Origin of the sequence: Onishia taeanensis, from assembly GCF_003268885.1 — a bacterium.
Lineage (GTDB): Bacteria > Pseudomonadota > Gammaproteobacteria > Pseudomonadales > Halomonadaceae > Onishia > Onishia taeanensis_A.
Map to the genome: position 1 here is coordinate 81,039 of NZ_QLSX01000012.1, position 22,511 is coordinate 103,549.

A 22,511-nucleotide genomic window follows, 5' to 3' on the forward strand; every position below is an offset into this window, starting at 1 on the left:
CTCCTCAGGCCTTGCCAAGTGCCAGGGCAATGGCTCGCTCGCCAACCTCTTCGCCGACTTCGGCCTTCCAGTGATCCCAGACGCCTTGGACGCTGGCATTGAATGTCTCGATCTCCTCGTCGCTTGGGATAATGACTTCGACGCCGGCCTCCTGAACTTGAGGCCAGTATTCGTTGGCGTAGATGTCGTCGTTGCAGTGTGTGATGAAGTGCTCGTCGTACCAGCTGACGGCCTTATCAAGCACGGCCCGGGCATCGTCATCCAGGTTGTCCCAGGTATCACGAAGCATGAAGGGAGCGACAGAGAAGCCGGTCATCGGCAGCTTGTAGCAGTACTTCAGCTGTTCTTGGAGGCTGCGGCCGATAATCGTCGAGATGTTGAATACCCCTGCGTCGACGGTGCCACGTTGCAGCGCCATATAGGTTTCCGAGGAGGGGATGCGAGTGGCGCCGATGTCGTAGGGCTCCAGAGCCTTGGTGGCCTCGAAGCTTACGATGCGGATTTTCTTGCCACGCACTTCCTCAAGGCGACGGATCGGGCTGGCTGCCGTGCTCCAGATATACTCCGGCTCGAGGATGCCGCCACCCGAGGTGAGCAGGTATAGGTTCTCCTTAGCCAGCTCCTCATTGATCAGGTTCATCAAGGGGCTGCCTAACTTGAGGCGCTCGGGATGTCGATACAGCTCACCTACCACCCCAGGTAGGCCGGTGACGCCCAGAATAGGTACCGAACGAGTAATGTAGGAAAAGGTGTGGAACATGAAGTCGATGCTGCGCGAGCGCAGGGCGGGCAACTGCTCATCGGCCTTGAGTAACTGGCCAGAATCGTAGAAATCCACGGACAGGGCATCGCCGCCGTTTTCCTTGAGCAGCTCCACGAAGCGGCTTGATCCGTAGGTCAGTGCCTTGTATGAGGGCGGGAGATAGGTGACGCCAGTCATGTTCGTTGCCGCTTGGGCCTGGGGTACGAACAGGCCTTTGGTACCGAACAGTGACGCGCCTGCAGTGGCAAAGGTGCCGTACTTGAGGACTTGTCGACGAGTGAGGTGCATGCTGAATCTCCATTTGTTGTTGTAAAACAGCGTAGCGTTGGCGTTGCTAGACCGGGGTTACATGAGCCCCGGCAACCACAGGCTGAGACTGGGCACGAGCACGAACAGCATCAGCACGAGGAACTGCACGATGACGAAGGGAAGAGCACTGCGGATGATCTCCTCGATCCTGAGCTCCGGACAGACACCCCTCAGGGCATAAAGGTTAAGGCCAACCGGTGGTGTGACCACGGCAATCTCAAGATTGAGCACCATGATGATGCCGAACCACAGAGGGTCGTAGCCCAGAGCGGTGATCAGCGGTAGTAGCACCGGTGTTGTGACGACGATCAGCGAGACGGCATCGACGATCATTCCCAGTAAAATCAGCAGCAGCATGATGGCGATCAGAATGGCCCAGGTAGGCAAGCCGGAGGAGGTGAGCGCTTCGGTAAGCAGCTGCGGCACGCGGACCATGTTGAGATAGTCGCCAAAGATCTTGGCGCAGCCAATGATCAGCAGGATGGTGCCGCTGATTCTCGCCGTGTTGCCCATGATCGCCATGAACTTCGCCCAACTAAGACTGCGAAACACCACAGTGGCAATCAGGAAGGCACCCAGCGCTCCAATGCCGGCGGCCTCACTGGGTGTCGCCAGTCCCGAATAGATCGAGCCGAGCACCGCCAGCACCAATAGCCCGGCATGCCAGATATTGGCGAGGCTGCTCCAGCGCTGCTTCCAGGTAAATTGTTCCTGGCTGACCGGTGCTTCGTCGGGGTTCAGGCGAACGCGTATATAGATGAAGACGCAAAGGGCGAGTGCCAGCAGGATGCCGGGCACGATACCGCCGATGAACAGGTCAGCGACCGAGACGCTGGCCACGGCCCCATAGATGATGAAGGGCACGCTGGGTGGTATCAGCATCGCCAAGGCTCCGGCACTCACCACCGAGCCTGCGGCGAGAGAACGGCTGTAGCCGCGGTCAAGCATTTGCGGGACGGCAATGGAGCCGACGGCTGCGACGCCGGCCAGGCTGACCCCGGACACCGCGCCGAACATTGCCGAGGCACCCACCGATGAGATTGCAAGGCTGCCTCGCAGCCAGTTCAGCCAGCGCACGGCGGCGGTGAAAAGGCTTGAGCCTACCGGGGTCGCTCCCAGGAAGTTGCCCATCAGGATGAACAAAGGCAGGGCAATCAGTTCGAACGCGTTCAACTGGCCGAACAGCGATGAGGGCGCAAAGAAGAAAGCCATCGAGCCGCGGGCCATGTAGAGCCCCAGCAAGCCAGAGAGGCCGAGGGCCAGGAAGATAGGGGCACCGAAAATGATTAGCCCTATCAGTACGAGAAGCACAAGAACGGGATCCATGGGAGGCCTCCGTCAGATCACCTGGTCGTCGCGCAGGGCGGCGAGAGCCTCGGCGTTCAGACCGAGCCAGTCAGAGAGGATGGACTCGGTATGCTCGCCGAGGATGGGGCCTACATGCCGCACGCTTCCGGGGGTGCTGGAGAGCCGAGGGAAGACACTTTGCATCGGCAGGGGCTTACCGTGGTGGTCGGGCACTTCGACGATGGCCTTTCTGGCCTGGAAGTGCGGGTCCTCAAGCATGTCTGGCGCACGAAAGACCAGCCCTGCCGGGACACCAGCATCGGCTAGATGGTCGACGATCTGCTGGGCGTCGTGTTGTTGTGTCCAACCCGCAATGACATCATCAATCGCCTGTTGGTGTTCGCCGCGCGCCCGGTGGGTGGCGTAGTCCGGGTGGTCGGCCAGTGTCGGTTGGCCCATCGCCTCACAAAGTCGGCGAAAGACTGTGTCCTGGTTGGCACCGATGATCACGTTTCGGCCATCGCGGGCCGGATAGGCGTTGGAAGGCGCGATACCTTTTAGCACGCTACCACTACGCTCGCGGATCTTTCCGGCGCGGGCATACTCGGGGACTAGGCTCTCCATCATTGCCAGCACTGACTCGAAGATGCTGCTGTCGACCACCTGGCCATGACCGGTTCGCTCACGCTGATGTAGTGCCATCATCGTGCCGAGCGCAGCGTGCAAGCCAGCCAGGGTGTCTCCGATTGAGATACCTACTCGCACCGGCGGTCGATCCGGGTGGCCGCTCAAGTAACGTAGCCCGCCCATGGCCTCGCACACCGAGGCGAAACCGGCACGCGAGGCGTAGGGGCCGTCCTGACCGAAGCCCGTGACACGCACCATCACCAGGCCAGGGTTGTCGCGGGAGAGGACGTCGTAACTTAGCCCCCAGCGCTCCATAGTGCCGGGTCGGAAATTCTCTATGATCACATCGGCGTCGCTGGCCAATTCGCGTAATAGCTGTTGGCCGCGAGGTTGGCGTAGATCCAGCGTCAGAGACTGTTTGTTACGCCCAATGACGTTCCACCAAAGAGGCTCGCCAGTGTCGCTGTCGGCTGCGCCCCATTGGCGCATGGCATCTCCCTTGCCGGGGGGCTCGATCTTGATGACCTGGGCCCCAAAGTCGGCCAGCACCTGGCCGCAATAGGGCCCGGCAATCAATTGGCCGAGTTCGAGGACCTTGATGTTGTCGAGGGGCGTTGGAGCGTGCGTGTCGTGATCACTCATTGTTGTTGTAATCCCTCTGCAGGAGTTAACGGGTCGATGCCTCCGAGGCGTCGGCGGCATCAGGAAACTGGACGTGCAGGGCACGGGCCGCGAGCAGGTGGGCGCGCATGACGTTCTCGGCCCATGTCGGGCTTCCCGCCAGGATGGCGTCTAGGATTTCCCGATGGTGGCGCATGCTGCGGCGAAGATTAGCGAGCTTGTAGTTGCCGAAGTTGCGCCGGATCACTGAGGTTCGCACCACGCTATCCAGCAAGCTGGCAAGTCGTTGATTGCCGCCGGCGAGAATGAGCTCGCGGTGAAAGTCGTGATTGAGAAGGGCGATCTCATTACGCACGTCATAGTCCGTCTCGACCCGTTCGGTAAGGTCTTCCATGCGGCTCGCCATGGCCTCGAGCCGTGCGAGACACTGCTTGTTCATATGCTCACAGGCCAGGCGAATGGCCATGGGTTCAAGTACTAGGCGCAATTCGAATACCTCACGGGCATCCTTTTCCGTCCAGGCCACCACACGAGAGCCGTGATGAGGCGTCGCTTCCAGCCAACCCTCGGAAACCAGCTCGCGCAGTGCCTCACGCACCGGGGTCCGGCTGACCTCTAGCTCGCGCGCGACACTCGTCTCCCGAACGTATTCATGTGCCTGATAGTGGCCATCGAGAATCCGCTGCTTGATGACGTCGTGCACCTTCGTGGTGGCCGTCTGGATTCCCGTTGAGGTCTGTGTCGAGGTTGCCTTTTCCATCTCGCGTCCTGTTATTGCATGCAATGTTGAGGTTAGTGTGCATTTTGAGCGCAAAATATTGGACCTTGGTCGAGATGTTGTATGCAATTTTGGTCTGTCGCGCCGGTGATATCGGCAGATTGGCTATGGTTTCCGACGCCAAGCGGCCGCTCACCTCCGCTGACCTGGTTTCAGGTGTGCGGCTCAAAAGTCGGGAGGCCCGACACTGACATCGCAGCATTCGCTCGAGCTACTCGGTATTGCCCGGGTAACTTTCGCTACGATAGCTGTTTGCCGTCATTGAAGTTTCCGTGTCGCCCTCGTCATTGAGTGGCTGGTCATTGAGTGGTGCGAACGGATAGGTGAAACCTGGCGCAGGTTGGATAAGCATGCGGTGCTGGTGGCGGAATGGGGAGGGGCATGCCGGTGGGGTCTTTTAGGTGGCAGGATATCCCTCTAGTCGTGAATGCCGATTTGTCGGCACCTCCTGAGAACGCCTCTGTCGCGTTATGAGATCCCCACCACCTCAATACCGTGCCGCGCCAGCGCGGCCTTGCGATGCTCATGGAGGCTTGGCTCGATCCAGCAGTCGCCAGAAGGCTGGGGGCATGGTGGGGCTCCATCAGACAGATCAGCTCGTGGACGGCCACATATTCGGCGATGTGGCATGGCAGCAAGACTGTCAGGGATCGCTGCGTACTGGGGCGTCGCGCTTTAAGTCCCTGGCACCCGCCTGATTCGCTCTATCACCGACGCGTAGCTGCCAGCCAGCCCGGAGTGATGCCTGGGAGCGCTAGCGCCCGACATCTTTGATAGGCAGTAGGTCAGAGTGCCCGGCCAACAGGTCTCGCAGCCAGGTCTCGTTGCGACCATCGGAAAATCCTAGGCGCACCTGATTTGCCGTTTCGAAGCTGCCGTTTGCATCGCGGCTTAGTAACATATTTCCATATATGGGCATTACCAATGGCCTTCAGGAGGTCTTCAGATAGGTTGCGTACAGCAAGCGCTGCCTTGCATATAGCCAGCTTCGCGGGGCTAAAGCCAAGTAGCTCCAGCAGTAATATGCGCTAAAGCTGACGTATAAACAGGAAGAACGGGGAGAGGGGGAAGCGATGCTAAGTGGGTGATAAAGCGGTATCTATCGCAGAGCGGTATTACACACCTCTTCACAAACCACATCTGTCTGTGTGGCCCACTTGCTATCTATAATCTCAGCAACGAAAAACGGCCACCGCTCGTATGAGCTAAGTGGCCGTTTTTACTGAATTCTTTGGTCGGAGTAGCAGGATTCGAACCTACGACCTCTGCCTCCCGAAGGCAGCGCTCTACCAAGCTGAGCTATACTCCGATGCTTGAGCCGTGTGGCCCAACGGAGACGCATTATACGGATCCGTTGGTGGGATGCAAGCCCTAATGGTGGTTGGCTTTTTCCGTTTTATCGGCCACTCGTATCCCGTTCGCGGCTCAGGTCTGCCGGTCGACTGCCAGATGGGTCAGTTCGGCCATGGTGTCGCGATAGACGCTGGGCGGCAGGGCATCGAGTTCGGCCAGAGCCTGGTCGGCCATGGCCACGGCTCGCTCGCGGGTGTACTCCAGCGCGCCGGTCTCGCGCACGATGGTGAGCACTTCGTCGAGGTGGTCGAGGCCGCCCTCGCGGATCGCCCGTCGGATCAGCTTGGCCTGCTCGGGGGTGCCCTTGGCCATGGCTTGGATCAGCGGCAGAGTCGGCTTGCCTTCGGCGAGGTCGTCGCCGACGTTCTTGCCCATCGCCTTGGCATCGCCCTGATAGTCGAGCAAATCGTCGACCAGTTGGAAGGCCAGGCCCAGGTAGCGGCCGAAGCGCTGCAGGGCGGCTTCCTGCTCGGCGTTGGCGCCGGCGAGAATCGCGCCGCTGTGGCTGGCGGCCTCGAAGAGCATGGCGGTCTTGCCCTGGATGGTCTCGAAGTAGGCGGCTTCGTCGATGTCGGGATTGCCGATATTGGTCAGCTGCAGCACTTCGCCTTCGGCGATGGTGCAGGTCGCGCCGGAGAGCACTTCCATGACCCGCATCGAGCCCACTTCGACCATCATCTGGAAGGAGCGGGAATAGAGGAAGTCGCCGACCAGCACCGAGGGCGCGTTGCCCCAGGCATCGTTGGCGGTGGTCTTGCCGCGGCGCATGTGCGATTCGTCGACCACGTCGTCGTGGAGCAGCGTCGAGGTGTGCATGAACTCGATCAGCGTCGCCAGGGTGATGTGGCGGTTGCCGTCGTAGTCGAGCGAACGGGCAGCCAGCAGCACCAGCAGCGGACGCAGCCGTTTGCCACCGCTTTCGATGATGTAGTTGCCGATGGTTTCGACGAGCGGGACCCGGGAGGCCAGCTGGGCCAGAATGGTGCGGTTGACGGCGGCGAAGTCCTCGGCCACCGCCGCATGGATAGGCGACGCTGTAGGCTGCATGGGCTAGCTGCTTGTATAGAGGTGGGAGTCGGCCTTCGTGAGCACTGTGGGCCTGTATGATGGCGCTTATGCTATGGGCCCCCCGGTAGGGCGTCAAGCTGGTCGCCGTCCGGGAAATGAGGCCGGCTTGCTTGACAGGTGCGAGGCGATTATAATCCCGCACCCGACTCATCATGCTCCCTGTCAGATGGCTGCCAAAAGGGGCGCCACTCGCCGCAGGTCGATGAAGAGCTCAACCCGATGAGTGTTTGGAGATACGCTATGTACGCAGTTATCAAGAGCGGTGGCAAGCAGTACCGCGTTCAGGAAGGCCAGACCCTGAAGCTCGAGAAGCTGGAAGTGGCCACCGGCGAAAGCCTGCAGTTTGACGAAGTGCTGATGGTCGCCGATGGCGATGACGTCAAGGTTGGCGCTCCGCTGGTCGAAGGTGCCAAAGTGGCGGCAGAAGTCGTCTCTCATGGCCGTGGCGATAAGGTGTCGATCATCAAGTTCCGTCGCCGTAAGCACTCCATGAAGCGTCAGGGCCACCGTCAGTGGTTCACCGAAGTCAAGATCACTGGTATCTCTGCCTAAGCGCAGCGGTTCCCCTTACAGGAGGTTTTCGTAATGGCACATAAGAAGGCGGCGGGCTCTACCCGCAACGGTCGCGATTCCGAATCCAAGCGCCTTGGTGTGAAACTGTTCGGCGGTCAGGCCGTCGCACCGGGTAACATCATCGTGCGTCAGCGTGGCACCAAGTTCCACGCCGGCACCGGCGTTGGCATCGGCAAGGATCACACCCTCTTCGCTCTGGAAGAAGGCGTGATCAAGTTCGAGACCAAGGGTCCGAAAAGCCGCAAGTTCGTGACTGTCGTCTCTGCCTGAGACGCCGCGAACCTGCAGTGAAAAAGGCCCCGCCCCGGCGGGGCCTTTTCGTATCATGACGGTAATATCCCGTCAGGAGAGTGAGAGATGCAGTTCCTCGACGAAGCCTCTGTCATCGTTGAAGCCGGCAACGGCGGCAACGGCTGCCTGAGCTTCCGGCGCGAGAAGTACGTGCCCAAGGGTGGCCCGGATGGTGGCGATGGCGGCCATGGCGGTTGCGTCTACCTGATCGGTGACGACGCCCTTAATACCCTGATCGACTTCAAGTACCAGCGCTTCTACAAGGCTCCGAACGGACGGCCCGGTCAGGGTCGGCAGATGAGCGGCCGCGCCGGCGAGGACCTGCACGTCAAGGTGCCGGTAGGGACCACGGTGATCGACGAGGATACCCTCGAGGTGATCGCCGACGTCACCGAGATCGGTCAGGTGGTGCTGGTCGCCCAGGGCGGCCGCCGGGGGCTGGGTAATATCCATTTCAAGTCCTCGACCAACCGTGCGCCCCGCCGTACCACGCCGGGCACCGAAGGCGAGCGCCGCAACCTGCGCTTCGAGATGAAGGTGATGGCGGATGTCGGCCTGCTGGGCATGCCCAATGCCGGCAAGTCGACCCTGATTCGTGCGGTCTCGGCGGCCAAGCCCAAGGTCGCCAACTATCCGTTCACCACCCTGGTGCCGAACCTTGGGGTGGTGAAGCTCGGTCAGCATCAGCACTTCGTGATGGCCGACGTGCCGGGGTTGATCGAAGGCGCGTCCGACGGCGCCGGCCTCGGACTGCGCTTTCTCAAGCACTTGACCCGGACCCGCCTGCTGCTGCACGTCGTCGATGTGGCGCCGTTTGATGAGACCGACCCGGTGGAATCCGCCGAGGCGATCGTGCACGAGCTCGAGACCTTTTCTCAGGCGCTGTCCGAGCGGCCGCGCTGGCTGGTGCTCAATAAGCTCGACCTGCTGCCCGAAGACGACCGGCAGGCGGTGGCCGACAAAATCGTCGAACGCCTCGGCTGGCAGGGGCCGGTATTCCGTATCTCGGCAATCTCCGGCGAGGGCTGTGATTCGCTGGTGCAGTCAGTTTATCGCTGGCTGACCGAGCAGCGTCGTCTCGAGAATGAGGACGAGGCTGTCGCTGAGCACGAGCGCGAGATGCGTGAGCGCATGGAGCGCGAGTCAGTAGCGCGCACCGAGGCGCGGCTGGGCCGCAAGCGCAAAACCTTTGGTGACGACGATGATGACGATTTCGACGACGATGATTACGATGTCGAGGTCGAGTACGCGCCCTGATTGTGCGATGTCAGGTCGTGTGATGGCGGTTGGCCGCTGACGCATCGGGCAATATTGGGTCGGACCGTGTCGGACTGGGAGAGCAGGGAATGACGGGCAGTGAGCAGGCGCCGGGGCGGGATGCCCTGGCCGGTGCGCGGCGAGTGGTGGTGAAGATCGGCAGCGCCCTGTTGACCAACGACGGCCGCGGCCTCGACGAGGCGGCGATCGGCGGCTGGGTCGATCAGATCGCCGAGCTTCACCGTCGCGGAATCGAAGTGGTGCTGGTGTCTTCCGGCGCCGTGGCCGCCGGCATGGTGCGCCTGGGTTGGCAGGCACGGCCCAGCGCGGTGCATGCGCTGCAGGCCGCTGCCGCGGTGGGGCAGAACGTGCTCACCGAGTGCTATGAAGGCCACTTCGACCGGCATGGTGTGCTGACCGCGCAGATCCTGCTTACCCACGACGATCTCTCCAACCGCAAGCGCTACCTGAACGCCCGCTCGGCGTTGCGGACGCTGGTGGAGCTGCGGGTGGTGCCGGTGGTCAACGAGAACGACACCGTGGTCACCGATGAGATCCGCTTCGGCGACAACGACACCCTGGGGGCGCTGGTCGCCAACCTGCTCGAAGCCGATGCGCTGATCATCCTCACCGATCAGGAAGGACTTTTCGATGCTGATCCGCGCCATAACCCCCAGGCGAGCCTGATCCCCGAGGCCCGCGCCGATGATGCGCGGCTGACGGCGATGGCTGGCGGCGGCGGTGTGCTAGGGCGCGGCGGCATGGCAACCAAAGTGCGGGCGGCGCGCCTGGCGGCTCGTTCCGGGGCGGTCACCGCCATCGCCAGCGGTCGCCAGCCCGAGGTGCTGACACGCCTGATCGAGGGCGAGCGGTTGGGCACGCTGCTGCGCCCGGAGCAGGCGCCGATTGCTGCCCGCAAGCGCTGGCTGGCCGGTCAGCTGCAGGTGCGTGGCCGCCTGACGCTGGATGCCGGAGCAGTGACGGTGCTGCGCGAGCGGGGGTCGAGCCTGCTGCCGGTCGGGGTCAAGGCGCTCAGCGGCGACTTCGTGCGTGGTGATATGGTGGAGTGCGTCGATGAGCAGGGTCAGCGCATCGCCAAGGGATTGATCAACTATGGCGCCGAGGATGCCGTGCGCATTCTTGGCAAGCCAAGCCACCAGATCGAGAGCCTGCTCGGCTACATGGAAGCCCCCGAGCTGATCCATCGCGACAACCTGGTGGTGATATAAGGTCGGATGGCGATATGGCGACGAGCGGTGATGTGATCTCGGGTGGTGAGATAAGGCGCTCGGCCCAGAGGCCGCGCGGGCTGTAGCAAGGGCAAGGATCGCGTGATAGACTATGCCATCCTCTCAGACACGGCCCGTTTACTTTTACGGCCAAACCGGTTGGGAGCCTTGTGGTTTTCCCAGCAAGGTCAAACATTTATAAAGCGTTGCCGGCAAAACCGGTAATGATTCTCCAAGGAGATAACGGTGGCAAACACTAAACAAGCTCGTAAGCGCGCTCGTCAGTCAGAAGCTCGTCGCGTCCTTAAAGCCGGTCAGCGTTCCATGGTGCGTACCTACATCAAGCGCGTCATCAAGGCGATCCAGGGCGGCGACCACAGCCAGGCCATGGCAGAGTTCAAGACAGCTCAGCCGGTCATCGACCGCATCGCTGACAAGGACGCGCTGTCCAAGAAAAAGGCCGCTCGCATCAAGAGCCGCCTGAACAAGCGAATTAAGGCGCTGGCTGCGTAAGCCGGACGCTGACCTAGGGACATGGCCGGCGCGCCTCGCGCGCCAAGCGCTTAGCCCTCAGGGAAAAACCGGCTTCGGCCGGTTTTTTTATGGCCGAAACATTTTGTCGCCGAAGCATTTTGTCGTTAGAACATGGTGTTGTGGCTGGCATCTCGCTTTTAGTTGAATCCTGGTTTTTAGTTGAATCCTAGGTTCTAGTCGAACAAAGAAGGGGCGATCGCGCGTGGCTCAGCAAGACCCCACGACATCCTCGGCGGCTCAGCCCGTCGCTCGCGCCGGCCTGCTGCGCTCGGGGCTGGTGGTCAGCGTCATGACCATGCTTTCGCGAGTGCTGGGGCTGGTGCGCGATGTGGTTATCGCCGCCCTGCTGGGGGCTGGCAGCGGTGCCGATGCCTTCTTCGTGGCCTTCAAGATTCCCAACTTCCTGCGTCGACTGTTCGCTGAAGGCGCCTTCAATCAGGCCTTCGTGCCGGTGCTCTCCGAGTACGCGACTCGCCGTACCCGCGAGGAGGTCCGCGAGCTGCTCGATGCAGTGGCCGGCAGCCTGACCGTGGTGCTGGCGCTGATCACGGCGGTGGCGATGCTCGCGGCGCCCTGGCTGGTGTGGGTGTTTGCACCAGGCTTCGGCCGCGACCCGGAAAAGCTGGCGATGACCGCCGACATGCTGCGGCTGACCTTTCCTTATCTGCTGTTGATTTCGCTGACGGCCTTTTCCGGCAGCGTGCTCAATACCTGGAACCGCTTCGCGGTGCCAGCCTTCACGCCGGTGCTGCTCAACCTGTCGTTGATCGGTGCGGCGCTGTTGCTCACGCCGCTGATGGAAGATCCGGCCATGGCGCTGGCCTGGGGGGTGCTGATTGCCGGTGTCGCCCAGCTCGCCTTTCAGGCGCCGTTCCTTGCACGGTTGGGGCTTTTACCCAAGCCTTGGCCGTCGTTCGCCCACGAGGGCGTGCGGCGTGTGCTGCGTTTGATGGCGCCGGCGCTGTTCGGAGTATCTGTGTCCCAGATCAATCTGCTGCTGGACACGGTGCTGGCATCCTTGCTGGCCGCCGGCAGCGTGTCCTGGCTGTATTATTCCGATCGCCTGGTCGAGCTGCCGCTTGGCGTGTTCGGGATCGCCATCGGTACGGTGATTCTGCCGGCACTCTCCAAGCGCCACGCCGAGCAGTCCAACGAGCACTTCGCGAAGATGCTCGACTGGGCGCTGCGTGCGGTGCTACTGCTGGGCCTACCCGCAGCACTGGCGCTTGGCGTGCTGGCCGAACCGCTGTTGATTACCCTGTTTCACTATGGCGCCATGACCGATCACGACATCGCCATGGCAGCCATGAGCCTGAGGGCCTATGCGTTGGGTCTGGTGGCTTTCATGCTGATCAAGGTATTGGCACCGGGCTTTTTTGCCCGCCAGGATACCAAGACGCCGGTCAAGATCGGCATCATTGCCATGGTGGCCAACATGGTCTTCAACCTGCTGCTGATCTGGCCGCTGGCACATGCCGGTCTGGCGCTGGCCACGGCACTCTCGGCCTTCCTCAATGCCGGCCTGCTGGCTCGCGGGCTGCGCCGCGAGGGCGTGCTGGTGTTCCAGCCCGGCTGGGGGCGCTTCGCCCTGCAGCTGGGCGGCGGCTGTGTGGTGATGGGGCTGGGGCTCTATCTGCTGGCGCCGAACTGGCAGGTGTGGCTCGGCTGGGGGCTTTGGCCGCGCGTCGCTACTCTGGCCGCTTTGGTGACCGGCGGGGCCCTGGCCTATTTCGCCTGGCTGGCGGCACTGGGTGTTCGCCTGCGGCACTTTCGTCTGAATGGCTAGCGTCTGAACGACTAGTGTCTGAATGGCTGGCATCTGAACGGCCAGCGGTTAAATGGATAGCGGCTTAACGGATAGCGACCCGGCGCCCGCCGCCATGGATAGGCGCTGGACGGCCGGGCCGTTATAATCGATCCCTTTACTTGGCGCGCGAGACACGCATGCGAGTGATTCGAGGACTACACAATCTGCCCAGGGCACCGCAAGGCTGCGTGGCCACCATCGGCAACTTCGATGGGGTCCATCGTGGCCACCAGGCGATCCTCGATCAGTTGCGCGAGCGCGCCGCCAAGCTGGGGCTGCCGGTCACGGTGGTGGTCTTCGAGCCTCAGCCGCGGGAGTTCTTCGCAGGCGATCAGGCACCGCCGCGGCTTACCCGGTTGCGCGACAAGGCCCGGTTGCTTGCCGAGTGCGGCGCCGATCAGGTGCTGTGCCTGCCGTTCAATGATGCGCTGCGCAGCTTGACCGCGCGACAGTTCATCGAACGTGTTCTGGTCGCGGGCCTGGGCGTGCGCCATCTAGTGGTCGGCGATGACTTCCGCTTCGGCCGCGAGCGGGACGGAGACTTCTCGCTGCTGGCCAGGGTGGGCGAGGAGTACGGCTTTGGCGTCGAGCACACGCGCACCTTCCTGCTCGATGACGAGCGCGTTTCAAGCACCCGGGTGCGCACCCTGCTGGCGAGCGGTAACTTCGCCCAGGCGGCGCGCATGCTGGGGCGGCCCTATCGGCTCGCCGGGCGCGTGATCGTCGACCAGCAGCTTGGCCGCACCATTGGAGTGCCCACCGCCAACGTGCCGCTGCTGCCTCAGCCCTTGGCACTGCGCGGCGTCTATGCGGTGGTCACTGAACTGACCGATGGTCGCCGCCTGCCCGGGGTGGCCAACATCGGCTGGCGGCCCACGGTGGGCAGCACTCGACCGGTGCTTGAAGTGCATCTGTTCGATGTGAACGAGGATCTCTACGGCCAGCGGCTGCGGGTCTACCCCTGCGCCCGGCTGCGTGGCGAGATCACCTTCGATGGGCTGGAGGCCCTTAAGCAGCAGATCACCGTCGATCAGGCCCAGGCGCGGCATTATTTCGCACGCCATGGCTCGATAGCGACGACAGCAGCGACAACGCATGAAAGCGAGGCGCGACAGGACGTTGCTGGCCCCGCTGATGACGCGGCACCTTCCGCTGCCTCCTCAATTGCACGTTCTACCGGACTTCCTCTGGCATCGGCGCCGCTGGCGCGCGAAGCCGCGACTTCTGACTCCTCGGTGGGCCTGGCCCCTACCGACCAAGATGACGGCTGACCCCAAGGCTATGAGCGATTACAAGCACACACTGAATCTGCCCGAGACCGACTTCCCGATGCGCGGGATGCTGCCCAAGCGAGAGCCCGCCCGGGTAGCTCGCTGGCAGGAAATGGATCTCTACCAGCGCCTGCGCGAGGCGCGCAAGGGCCGTGAGAGCTTCGTGCTTCACGATGGCCCTCCCTATGCCAATGGCAGCATTCACATCGGCCATGCCGTCAACAAGATCCTCAAGGACATCATCGTCAAGTCGAAGAGCCTTGCCGGCTACGATGCGCCCTATGTGCCCGGCTGGGACTGTCATGGCCTGCCTATCGAACACAAGGTCGAGACCACTCATGGCAAGCGTCTGGAGCCGCAGCGGGCCCGCGAGCTTTGCCGCGAGTATGCCGGCGAGCAGATCCTGGGCCAGCTTCAGGACTTCGTGCGCTTGGGCGTGATCGGCGACTGGGACAACCCCTACCGCACCATGGACTTCGTCAACGAGGCCGGTGAGATCCGCGCGCTGGCCGAGATGGTCAAGGGCGGCTATGTCTTCAAGGGCCTGAAACCGGTCAACTGGTGCTTCGACTGTGGCTCGGCGCTGGCCGAAGCCGAGGTGGAGTACGCCGACAAGAAGTCCGAAGCCATCGACGTGGCCTTCCCGAGCGGCGATGACGCCAAGCTGGCCGCGGCCTTTGGCCTCGCCGAGCTTTCCAAGCCCGCCGCGGTAGTGATCTGGACCACCACGCCCTGGACCATCCCCGCCAACCAGGCACTCAACGTCCATCCGGAGTTCAACTACGCCCTGGTCGACGTGGGCGATCGCCTGCTGCTGCTGGCCGAGGACCTGGTCGAGAGCTGCCTTGCGCGCTTCGGCCTAGAAGGCGAGGTCGTCGCCACTACCCGCGGCGAGGCCCTCGACCTGATCGAGTTCCGTCACCCGCTCTACGCCCGTGCCTCGACGGTTCATCTGGCCGACTACGTCACCTGTGACGAGGGCAGCACCGGCATCGTGCACTCCTCGCCGACTCATGGCGTGGACGACTTCAATACCTGCCGCGCCTATGGCCTGGAATTCGATGACTTCATCAGCCCGGTGCAGGGCGATGGCGTCTACGTCGATGACCTGCCGATGTTCGGCGGCATGATGATCTGGAAGGCCAACCCGAAGATCGTCGCGGCCTTGGATGAGGCCGGTGCACTGATGGCTCACAAGACCATCACCCACAGCTACATGCACTGCTGGCGCCACAAGACGCCGATCATCTACCGCGCCACGGCGCAGTGGTTCGTCGGCATGGACGTCACCGCCCGCGACGGCCGTACCCTGCGCGAAGCGGCGCTCGACGGCATCGAGCAGACGCAGTTCGTGCCGGCCTGGGGCAAGGCTCGCCTGCACTCGATGATCGCCAACCGCCCGGACTGGTGCATCTCCCGCCAGCGCAACTGGGGCGTGCCGATCCCGTTCTTCCTGCACAAGCAGACCGGCGAGCTGCACCCGCGCACCGTCGAGCTGATGGAAGACGTCGCCAAGCGCGTCGAGGTCGAGGGCATCGATGCCTGGTTCCGCCTGACGCCCGCCGAGTTGCTCGGCGATGAGGCGGCCGACTACGAGAAGGTCACCGACACCCTGGACGTGTGGTTCGATTCCGGCACCACCCACTGGCACGTGTTGCGCCACTCGCACCCGCTCGGCCACGCCGAAGGCCCGCGGGCGGATCTGTACCTCGAGGGCTCGGATCAGCACCGCGGCTGGTTCCATTCCTCGTTACTGACCGGCTGCGCCATCGACGGCCACCCGCCGTATCGTGGCCTGCTGACGCACGGCTTCACCGTTGATGCCCAAGGCCGCAAGATGTCCAAGTCGATGGGCAACGTCGTCGCGCCCCAGGAAGTCATGGACAAGCTCGGCGCCGACATCCTGCGCCTGTGGGTGGCCTCCACCGACTATTCCGGCGAGATGGCGGTCTCCGACGAGATCTTGAAGCGCACCGCCGACGTCTACCGTCGTATTCGCAATACCTCGCGCTTCCTGCTCGCCAACCTCAATGGCTTCGAGCCCGAGCGGGACGCCGTGGCCTTCGAGGACATGTTGTCGCTGGACCAGTGGGTGGTCGACCGGGCTGCCCAGCTTCAGGCGCGTATCGAAACCGCCTATGAAGAGTATCGCTTCCTCGAGGTCTACCAGCAGGTGCATTCCTTCTGCTCGCTGGAACTCGGTGGCTTCTATCTGGATGTGATCAAGGATCGCCAGTACACCACTCAGCGCGACTCGCTGGCCCGGCGCAGTGCCCAGACGGCTCTCTATCGGGTGGTCGAGGCGCTGGCGCGCTGGATCGCGCCGATCCTGTCGTTCACCGCCGAGGAAATCTACGAGAATATTCCTGGCAAGCGTTCCGATAGCGTGCTGCTCGAGACCTATTTCGAGGGGCTCTCCACGCTCGCCGCGGACGCGCCGCTGGGTCGCGAGTTCTGGTCCCGGGTGCTCGAGGTCAAGCAGGCAGTCAACAAGTGCCTGGAAGACGCCCGCAACGCCAAGCAGATCAAGAACGGCCTGGCCGCCGAGGTGACGCTCTACGTCGATGATGCCCTCGAGGCGACCCTTGCCAAGCTCGGCGATGAGCTGCGTTTCGTGCTGCTGACCAGCGACGTGCGCCTGGTACCCCTGTCCGAGAGTAAAACGCCGGAAGGCGGCGCTGCTGAGGCCACCGAGCTCGAGGGCCTCAAGGTCAGCGTCGTGGAAAGCGCCAACACCAAGTGCGAGCGCTGCTGGCACCATCGCGAAGACGTGGGTAGCCACCCCGAGCACCCGGACCTTTGCGGGCGCTGCATCACCAACCTGCCTGACGGACCCGGCGAGACACGTCACTATGCCTGATCAAGAGCCATCAGCGGCTGCGCAGGCCGACCAGCACAGCGCGCCGCCGATGACGCGGCCGCTGCGCTGGCTATGGCTGTCGCTTGCCGTGATCGTCGCCGACCTTGGCAGCAAGGTGCTGGCCTCGGCCATGTTGGCCTACGCCAGTCCGGTGGAGGTGCTGCCGGTCTTCAACCTGACGCTCTTGCATAACACTGGTGCCGCCTTCAGTTTCCTTGCCGAGCACGCCGGATGGCAGCGTTGGCTGTTCGCCATCATTGCCATCGGCGCCAGTGTCGGTCTCACCGTGTGGATGCGTCGGCTGCGCGCCGGCGAGACCCTGCTGGCCGTGGCGCTGGCGCTGATCATCGGCGGGGCCCTGGGCAATCTCTATGACCGGCTGGTGCATGGCTACGTGGTCGACTTCCTGTCGTTCCACTGGGGCCAGACGTACTTCCCGGCCTTCAACCTGGCCGATGTCGCCATTACCCTGGGCGCCATCGGCCTGATCATCGAATCCCTGCGCGACGCCCGCCGCGGGCGAGCCAGTTCCTGACGGAGCCAACTAGATGAGCGAATATCGCATCGACGAGGGGATGGAAGTGACCCTTCACTTCACCCTCAAGCTCGAGGATGGCACGGTGGTGGATTCCACCCGCGACAAGGCCCCGGCGACCTTTCAGGTCGGCGACGGCAACCTGCCACCGGGCTTCGAGGCCCCGCTGTCCGGCCTCACCGATGGCGCCACCGGCAGTTACGAGATCACTCCGGAGCATGCTTTCGGTCAGCACAATCCGCAGAACCTGCAGCTGATGAAGCGTGACGACTTCGAGGGCGAAGTGCCGGAGGTGGGCATGGTGATGTCCTTCGCCGATGCCGCCGGCGGTGAGCTGCCTGGCGTGATCGCCGAGATCGATGGCGAGCAGGTGACGGTGGACTTCAACCACCCGCTGGCCGGGCGTACCCTGACCTTCGAGGTCGAAGTGATCAAGGTCGCCCCCGCGACCACTCACTGAACGCATCGCCCGGGCGCTGCCCGGGTCGCTTCTTCCCGCAAGCGATGCCCGCGGGCATCAAGGCTAGGCAAGCATGCATATCCAGTTGGCCAACCCGCGCGGTTTCTGTGCCGGCGTTGATCGAGCCATCGAGATCGTCAATCGCGCCCTCGATGTCTTCGGCGCGCCCATCTACGTGCGCCACGAGGTGGTTCACAACCGCTTCGTGGTCGACACCCTGCGCGAACGCGGGGCGATCTTCGTTGAGGAGCTCCACGAGGTACCCGACGACGTGATCGTGATCTTCTCTGCCCACGGCGTCTCCCGCGCGGTGCAGGAAGAGGCCGAACGCCGGGGCCTGAGGGTCTTCGACGCTACCTGTCCGCTGGTCACCAAGGTGCACATGGAAGTGCTGCGCTACGCGCGTCGCGGAGAGGAGTGCATCCTGATCGGTCACCACGGTCACCCCGAGGTGGAAGGCACCATGGGCCGCTACGACACCCGTCATGGCGGCGCCATCTATTTGGTAGAGAACGAGGCCGATGTGGCGGCACTCGAGGTCAAGGACCCGAGTCGCCTGGCCTTCGTCACCCAGACCACATTGTCGATGGACGACACCGCCCGGGTGATCGATGCGCTGCGCGCCAAGTTCCCCGAGATCCAGGGCCCGCGCAAGGATGACATCTGCTACGCCACCCAGAATCGCCAGGACGCCGTGCGCGAACTCGCCGCCGGCAGTCAGTTGGTGCTGGTGGTAGGTAGCCCCAACAGCTCCAACTCCAACCGCCTGCGTGAACTCTCCGAGCGGGTCGGCACACCTGCCTACCTGATCGACGACGCCGAGCAGATCGAGGCCGGCTGGCTCGAAGGCGTCGAGCAGATTGGCATCACCGCCGGTGCCAGCGCCCCCGAGGTGCTGGTCAATGGCGTGATTGAGCGCCTTCAGTCGCTGGGCGCCGAGGCTCCACAGGAGCTCGCCGGCCGCGAGGAGACCATCACCTTCTCGATGCCCAAGGAGCTGCGCGAGCAGGTGATCGCCAGCGGTTAGCGGGACCGCCTGGGGCGCCAGGCGGACCGAGGTCAACAGGAACCGGGCTCAGGCCCGGTTTTTTGTGCCCAGTATCGTGCTTACGTATGACGTGGCAGGCCATACTGAGACATACTGGGATGAGGCACATGACGTTTTGGTAGGGTGGGTATGCGGGTGACGCGATTGGCAAAAATGAAAACACAGTCGGGCTTTACGCTGATCGAGCTGATGATCACCGTGGCGGTGATCGCCATCCTCGCCTCCATTGCGTATCCGAGCTATACGAGTTACATAGAGCGCTCTAATTTAGCTGAAGCAAAATCTGCTTTGATGGAAGCAGCAGGCCAGATGGAAAGATATTACACATCTAATTATGAGTATGCTGTTATTGATCTTGATGTTGATTTAACGGAAAAAAACCCATATTCGGTGAGTAATCCGAGCATCTCCACCAGTGGAGGTGGTTTCTTAATATCGGCAACAGGTTCTGGGCGGGTTCCTGATGATTGTGGGACTATTTGGGTAGATAGCTTAGGGCAACGAGGTTCTGGTACGGCTCCAAGCCCAGGAGATGAAGTCGACCCACCAGATCCAGGAGAATGCTGGTGAAGGTAAGTAAGGGCTTTACCCTTATCGAACTACTGGTAACCATGGCGGTGGCGATCATTTTTGCGACCGTCGCGGTGCCCAACTTCGTGGACATGATCAATCGCCAGCGTTTCGCAACCGAGTTCAACAGCGTGCTGATCGGCCTGAACCTGGCCAGAAGCGAGGCGATCAAGCGCCGTGAAAATGTGAGCTATGTGGTCACGGAGCCGGGTGACACCTCCGATGGTACGGGATGGCAGTGGGAGGTCACTTTTGTTAATGAAGATGGAGACGTTGTTTTGCTCCGCCAAGCCTCCGGAAGCGGACAGATTGATTTGAATGTTGCTGATGACAGCACCATCACTTTCAATTCGCTTGGGCGCAGAGTCGCCTGCACTTTGAATCCATGCCGTATCGCGCTTGAAGGCGATGGAAAACCTCGCTATTACGGTCTCGAGATCAGCACCTATGGACGTATCGCCCGGCTTGATACGTCGCCAGAGTAAGAAGGAGATACGTAATTGTCTCGTCAACTTCAAGGCTGCCGTCGCCACATGAACGGCTTTACTTTAGTCGAGGCCTTGGTCGCACTGCTGGTGTTATCCATCGGCCTGCTCGGCGTAGCCGGAATGCAACTCAAGGCGCAGCAGAGCGCTCATATCGGATATCAACGCTCTGTGGCTACGCTCGCTGCGGTTGATGCTCAAGAGCGAGCATGGAAATATTTGGCTGAAAGTGTGGAACATTATTGTCCCGGTGAGGACTCGTCTGATCCTAATTCCCTTTCCAAAATAGAGTCTGCTTGGATGAGTACTTGGCTTACAGGATCGGGAAAAATCCTCCGTGATGCAGGTAGTCTCTTGCGCGATACAGATAAAGATGGCAGTCCGCTAGAAGTTTGTGAATATGAAGTCATTGTAAAGTGGGAAGAGCGCCGTGCGGAAGGTGATGGCAACTTTACATACCGTTTCCGTCTACCGAACCTGAATTGAGAAGAAAGTTTATGCGTAGCTCTGGTCAGAGGCAGTCAGGTTTCTCCTTGGTCGAACTGATGGTCGCCATGGTCATCGGCCTGGTGATCATTCTCGGTGCTGGCCAGCTGTTCCTGAACGGTTTCCAGAGCTTTCGGCAGGTGGAAGCGCTGGGAAACAAGCAGGCTGCACTGACATTCGTGTCGGATGTTGTGGTGCGCGAAATGCGTCGTGGCGAGTTCGATATGGATAGATACGAACTTAAAGATGCCGAAGATGGGGAGAGTTGCACCCTTTTTGACACTGTCGATGATCAGCCCATTGTCGATGGCCTGTCGGATGAGAGTGGGTGTAGTGGAAAGCTAGATGTCACAGAGAATGCGGACAGCGTTGACGGCTTGTATCGAGTTACCTTGTCCCTGCAAGGTGAGGCGTCAGCGTTCGAGTTTTATGCCATGAATCGCACGGCAGCCGTTGGTGGTGCAGCCTCTACAGGCACAGGCACAGGCACAGGCACAGGCACAGGCACAGATGTCTTGGATTGCACAGGGAAGAAGTCAGAAAGACCGGCTGGCTGCAAATAAGGGGATATCGATTGATATGAAGTCAAAGCAAAAAGGCGCGGCGCTGATCGTCGTTCTCTCCATGTTGACGGCCTCCCTGATGCTGGGGCTGACCAGTATGCAGTCTTCCATGATCGATGAGCGGCTGGCGGGAAATTACAAGGCAGCTGCGCAGGCGCAGATGGCTGCGGAAGAGGCTCTTTCTCAAGGCTGGAAGCAACTCAAAGATGGCGAAATAGTACCTGAATGGTTGCCTGTTTCTGATTTTTCTATTGCTGACATAGAGGATATGGACTGGGATGCTATGAATAGCGGGAGTGATGGTGGTTGCATAGCCCCTATGTCTTGCTTTTATCAGTACATTGAAGCTGAAGAAGGAGGTAAATATATTGTAGCTATGGGGAGTGTTCTAGATGGAGGTATGGCTAAAAGCGCTCCAGTTATTGCAAGGGTCGTAAATGAAGGAGGCGGTGATGATGGGAAAGGTGTTGTGGGCTGTGAAGCGATAAGTCTAGGTGGTGGGCCTCAGATTGATAGTTATAACTCTAGCTTCGGTGCCTATGGGGAGAGCGTTAATGTTGATGGTCAGTCGTTTGTTAATAGCCAGCGACAAGAAGCGGTGGTAAAGACTATTGCAGAAGGTTCTAGTATTTCGTTGAGTGGAAACTCTCCAATATATGGGAGGGTAGAGGTTCCTGGGGACCTTTCCTTGAACAGTGGCACCCCTGTTTATGGAAGCGTGGTGGTAGATGGTAGCGTAGATATGAATGGCAGTATCTATGGTAGTTTAGTCGCTGGAGGTGGAATCGCATTTGGTTCGGCCTCAACGATGGAAGGTGATGTGACTGCTGGTGGAAATGTTGTAATTGGTTCAACGGGAAATCCGCCTTCTTCGATCAATGCGGCTGGAAGTGTCTCATACCCTGATTGGTGGAAATGGGATGATGCAAAGATGGCTCTAGCTGATCAATATCTTGAATCTCAGAGTCTCTCGGTTCCTAAGGTTTATAATGATTCTAGCGCCTGCGACACTATCGGAGTGACGAGCCAAGGTGGGGGACCCGGGAAATTGTTCGATGATGCTTGGGGGAGCTCCGGAATTTTGAGCACTTCATCGTGGTTCGATCAACAAGGCTGTGTGTATTGTTATTCTACAAAAGGGGGGCGTTTCTCTTTTTCTGGTGGATCTGGCAATAAGGATGCTTCTACCACGCAGCTAGGCACCCAGGGAGAAAAAACTTATATCCGTATTGATCAAGATGTGACCACTGGTGGAAGGTTAAGCCAGTTGTTGGTCAAAGGTGATGTAACCATGGTGGTTGATGGAGATTTTGATCTCGGTAATAATACCCAGCTGGTCGTTGATGAGGGCGCGACGCTGACCATATTGGTTACGGGAAAGGCTAAGCTGGGAGGTGGGTCAAGCCTTTTAAGTTCTAGTGCGTTTGTTCGCGATGTGGATGGAGAAGGGAAGCGGGCTGCTGTAGCATTATATAGTTCTTATGGTGAGTACGGAGGTAATCCTAATAGTGCTGGTGTTACAGTTAGTGGCGCCAATAGTTCTTTTGTGGATATTGTTGCTCCGAATACAGATGTTGTTGTTACTGGGAGTGGTTCAATATTTGGAGCTGTGAGAGCAGGCCAGATCGATATGAGGGGGTCGGGGGATATACATTTTGACGAGGCTCTTAAGGAAGTCTCGGTGGCGCAGGGTAAAGTGACGCCAAGGCTGGATAGCTGGCAGTAATAGCTTTTTT

Annotated in this window: 21 protein-coding genes and 1 tRNA gene; 16 read left to right on the plus strand and 6 right to left on the minus strand. The window is 60.8% G+C overall.

What is annotated here, in order from left to right; genetic code table 11:
- Positions 1-4: 4 nt before the first annotated feature.
- From BCL93_RS15055 to ispB, 6 genes are all read right to left on the minus strand, one after another.
- Positions 5-1,051 (minus strand): TRAP transporter substrate-binding protein, encoded by a 1,047-nt coding sequence (locus tag BCL93_RS15055; RefSeq protein ID WP_112056065.1) that lies wholly within the window; start codon positions 1,049-1,051, stop codon positions 5-7.
- 57 nt (positions 1,052-1,108) lie between these two features.
- Entirely contained in the window at positions 1,109-2,398 is a 1,290-nt protein-coding gene (locus tag BCL93_RS15060; protein WP_112056066.1) for a TRAP transporter large permease, read from the minus strand.
- Between the two features lie 12 nt (positions 2,399-2,410).
- Positions 2,411-3,628: a CaiB/BaiF CoA transferase family protein gene (locus BCL93_RS15065; protein ID WP_112056067.1), complete on the minus strand. Its 1,218-nt coding sequence runs from the start codon at positions 3,626-3,628 to the stop codon at positions 2,411-2,413.
- Between the two features lie 25 nt (positions 3,629-3,653).
- A complete protein-coding gene (locus tag BCL93_RS15070) occupies positions 3,654-4,367 on the minus strand; it encodes a GntR family transcriptional regulator (protein ID WP_112056068.1) in 714 nt (237 codons plus the stop codon).
- Positions 4,368-5,617: 1,250 nt separating this feature from the next.
- Positions 5,618-5,694: transfer RNA gene (locus tag BCL93_RS15080), tRNA-Pro, on the minus strand.
- Between the two features lie 116 nt (positions 5,695-5,810).
- Positions 5,811-6,785 (minus strand): octaprenyl diphosphate synthase, encoded by a 975-nt coding sequence (ispB, locus tag BCL93_RS15085; protein WP_112056069.1) that lies wholly within the window; start codon positions 6,783-6,785, stop codon positions 5,811-5,813.
- 261 nt (positions 6,786-7,046) lie between these two features.
- Here ispB and rplU point away from each other — a divergent pair, with 261 nt between their 5' ends.
- The 16 genes from rplU (at position 7,047) to BCL93_RS15165 (ending at position 22,501) form a co-directional block, all read left to right on the plus strand.
- Complete coding sequence (rplU, locus tag BCL93_RS15090) at positions 7,047-7,358, plus strand: 50S ribosomal protein L21 (RefSeq protein ID WP_092527040.1); 312 nt, start codon at positions 7,047-7,049, stop codon at positions 7,356-7,358.
- 33 nt (positions 7,359-7,391) lie between these two features.
- Complete coding sequence (gene rpmA, locus BCL93_RS15095) at positions 7,392-7,649, plus strand: 50S ribosomal protein L27 (protein ID WP_112056070.1); 258 nt, start codon at positions 7,392-7,394, stop codon at positions 7,647-7,649.
- A gap of 87 nt (positions 7,650-7,736) precedes the next feature.
- A complete protein-coding gene (cgtA, locus tag BCL93_RS15100; protein WP_112056071.1) occupies positions 7,737-8,927 on the plus strand; it encodes an Obg family GTPase CgtA in 1,191 nt (396 codons plus the stop codon).
- An 89-nt stretch (positions 8,928-9,016) separates the two neighbouring features.
- Positions 9,017-10,156 carry a glutamate 5-kinase gene (gene proB / locus BCL93_RS15105; protein WP_112056072.1) on the plus strand — a complete coding sequence of 380 codons (1,140 nt, stop codon included), beginning with the start codon at positions 9,017-9,019 and terminating at the stop codon, positions 10,154-10,156.
- A 246-nt stretch (positions 10,157-10,402) separates the two neighbouring features.
- Complete coding sequence (gene rpsT / locus BCL93_RS15110; protein ID WP_112056073.1) at positions 10,403-10,669, plus strand: 30S ribosomal protein S20; 267 nt, start codon at positions 10,403-10,405, stop codon at positions 10,667-10,669.
- 223 nt (positions 10,670-10,892) lie between these two features.
- Positions 10,893-12,476: a murein biosynthesis integral membrane protein MurJ gene (gene murJ, locus BCL93_RS15115; protein WP_258396608.1), complete on the plus strand. Its 1,584-nt coding sequence runs from the start codon at positions 10,893-10,895 to the stop codon at positions 12,474-12,476.
- 158 nt (positions 12,477-12,634) lie between these two features.
- Positions 12,635-13,768, plus strand: a complete 1,134-nt coding sequence (gene ribF, locus BCL93_RS15120; protein WP_112056074.1) for a bifunctional riboflavin kinase/FAD synthetase — start codon at positions 12,635-12,637, stop codon at positions 13,766-13,768.
- Positions 13,769-13,778: 10 nt separating this feature from the next.
- Positions 13,779-16,628 (plus strand): isoleucine--tRNA ligase, encoded by a 2,850-nt coding sequence (ileS, locus tag BCL93_RS15125; protein ID WP_112056075.1) that lies wholly within the window; start codon positions 13,779-13,781, stop codon positions 16,626-16,628.
- A complete protein-coding gene (lspA, locus tag BCL93_RS15130; protein WP_112056076.1) occupies positions 16,621-17,163 on the plus strand; it encodes a signal peptidase II in 543 nt (180 codons plus the stop codon). The genes ileS and lspA overlap by 8 nt, the downstream gene beginning before the upstream one ends.
- 13 nt (positions 17,164-17,176) lie before the next feature.
- Positions 17,177-17,623, plus strand: a complete 447-nt coding sequence (gene fkpB / locus BCL93_RS15135; protein WP_112056077.1) for an FKBP-type peptidyl-prolyl cis-trans isomerase — start codon at positions 17,177-17,179, stop codon at positions 17,621-17,623.
- Positions 17,624-17,696: 73 nt separating this feature from the next.
- Positions 17,697-18,650, plus strand: a complete 954-nt coding sequence (gene ispH / locus BCL93_RS15140; RefSeq protein ID WP_112056078.1) for a 4-hydroxy-3-methylbut-2-enyl diphosphate reductase — start codon at positions 17,697-17,699, stop codon at positions 18,648-18,650.
- A gap of 174 nt (positions 18,651-18,824) precedes the next feature.
- The gene (locus BCL93_RS15145) at positions 18,825-19,241 is read left to right on the plus strand and encodes a type IV pilin protein (RefSeq protein ID WP_112056099.1); all 417 of its coding nucleotides are present in this window, start codon (positions 18,825-18,827) and stop codon (positions 19,239-19,241) included.
- Positions 19,232-19,726: a GspH/FimT family pseudopilin gene (locus BCL93_RS15150; RefSeq protein ID WP_112056100.1), complete on the plus strand. Its 495-nt coding sequence runs from the start codon at positions 19,232-19,234 to the stop codon at positions 19,724-19,726. Before BCL93_RS15145 ends, BCL93_RS15150 begins: the two co-directional genes overlap by 10 nt.
- Before the next feature lie 15 nt (positions 19,727-19,741).
- Positions 19,742-20,212 carry a type IV pilus modification PilV family protein gene (locus BCL93_RS15155; protein ID WP_258396611.1) on the plus strand — a complete coding sequence of 157 codons (471 nt, stop codon included), beginning with the start codon at positions 19,742-19,744 and terminating at the stop codon, positions 20,210-20,212.
- Positions 20,213-20,223: 11 nt separating this feature from the next.
- Complete coding sequence (locus BCL93_RS15160) at positions 20,224-20,775, plus strand: PilW family protein (protein ID WP_112056080.1); 552 nt, start codon at positions 20,224-20,226, stop codon at positions 20,773-20,775.
- Positions 20,723-22,501, plus strand: coding sequence for a pilus assembly PilX N-terminal domain-containing protein (locus BCL93_RS15165; protein ID WP_112056081.1), 1,779 nt, complete (start codon positions 20,723-20,725; stop codon positions 22,499-22,501). Before BCL93_RS15160 ends, BCL93_RS15165 begins: the two co-directional genes overlap by 53 nt.
- Positions 22,502-22,511: the final 10 nt, after the last annotated feature.

Bases quoted from the DNA above. Each gene is read 5' to 3' on its own strand.
- BCL93_RS15165 (WP_112056081.1), top strand. From the start codon at position 20,723: ATGTCTTGGATTGCACAGGGAAGAAGTCAGAAAGACCGGCTGGCTGCA.
- BCL93_RS15065 (WP_112056067.1), bottom strand. From the start codon at position 3,628: ATGAGTGATCACGACACGCACGCTCCAACGCCCCTCGACAACATCAAG.
- ribF (WP_112056074.1), top strand. From the start codon at position 12,635: ATGCGAGTGATTCGAGGACTACACAATCTGCCCAGGGCACCGCAAGGC.
- BCL93_RS15060 (WP_112056066.1), bottom strand. From the start codon at position 2,398: ATGGATCCCGTTCTTGTGCTTCTCGTACTGATAGGGCTAATCATTTTC.
- rpmA (WP_112056070.1), top strand. From the start codon at position 7,392: ATGGCACATAAGAAGGCGGCGGGCTCTACCCGCAACGGTCGCGATTCC.
- ispH (WP_112056078.1), top strand. From the start codon at position 17,697: ATGCATATCCAGTTGGCCAACCCGCGCGGTTTCTGTGCCGGCGTTGAT.
- fkpB (WP_112056077.1), top strand. From the start codon at position 17,177: ATGAGCGAATATCGCATCGACGAGGGGATGGAAGTGACCCTTCACTTC.
- lspA (WP_112056076.1), top strand. From the start codon at position 16,621: ATGCCTGATCAAGAGCCATCAGCGGCTGCGCAGGCCGACCAGCACAGC.
- BCL93_RS15145 (WP_112056099.1), top strand. From the start codon at position 18,825: ATGAAAACACAGTCGGGCTTTACGCTGATCGAGCTGATGATCACCGTG.
- ispB (WP_112056069.1), bottom strand. From the start codon at position 6,785: ATGCAGCCTACAGCGTCGCCTATCCATGCGGCGGTGGCCGAGGACTTC.
- BCL93_RS15055 (WP_112056065.1), bottom strand. From the start codon at position 1,051: ATGCACCTCACTCGTCGACAAGTCCTCAAGTACGGCACCTTTGCCACT.
- cgtA (WP_112056071.1), top strand. From the start codon at position 7,737: ATGCAGTTCCTCGACGAAGCCTCTGTCATCGTTGAAGCCGGCAACGGC.
- ileS (WP_112056075.1), top strand. From the start codon at position 13,779: ATGAGCGATTACAAGCACACACTGAATCTGCCCGAGACCGACTTCCCG.
- BCL93_RS15070 (WP_112056068.1), bottom strand. From the start codon at position 4,367: ATGGAAAAGGCAACCTCGACACAGACCTCAACGGGAATCCAGACGGCC.
- BCL93_RS15150 (WP_112056100.1), top strand. From the start codon at position 19,232: ATGCTGGTGAAGGTAAGTAAGGGCTTTACCCTTATCGAACTACTGGTA.
- rplU (WP_092527040.1), top strand. From the start codon at position 7,047: ATGTACGCAGTTATCAAGAGCGGTGGCAAGCAGTACCGCGTTCAGGAA.
- proB (WP_112056072.1), top strand. From the start codon at position 9,017: ATGACGGGCAGTGAGCAGGCGCCGGGGCGGGATGCCCTGGCCGGTGCG.
- BCL93_RS15160 (WP_112056080.1), top strand. From the start codon at position 20,224: ATGCGTAGCTCTGGTCAGAGGCAGTCAGGTTTCTCCTTGGTCGAACTG.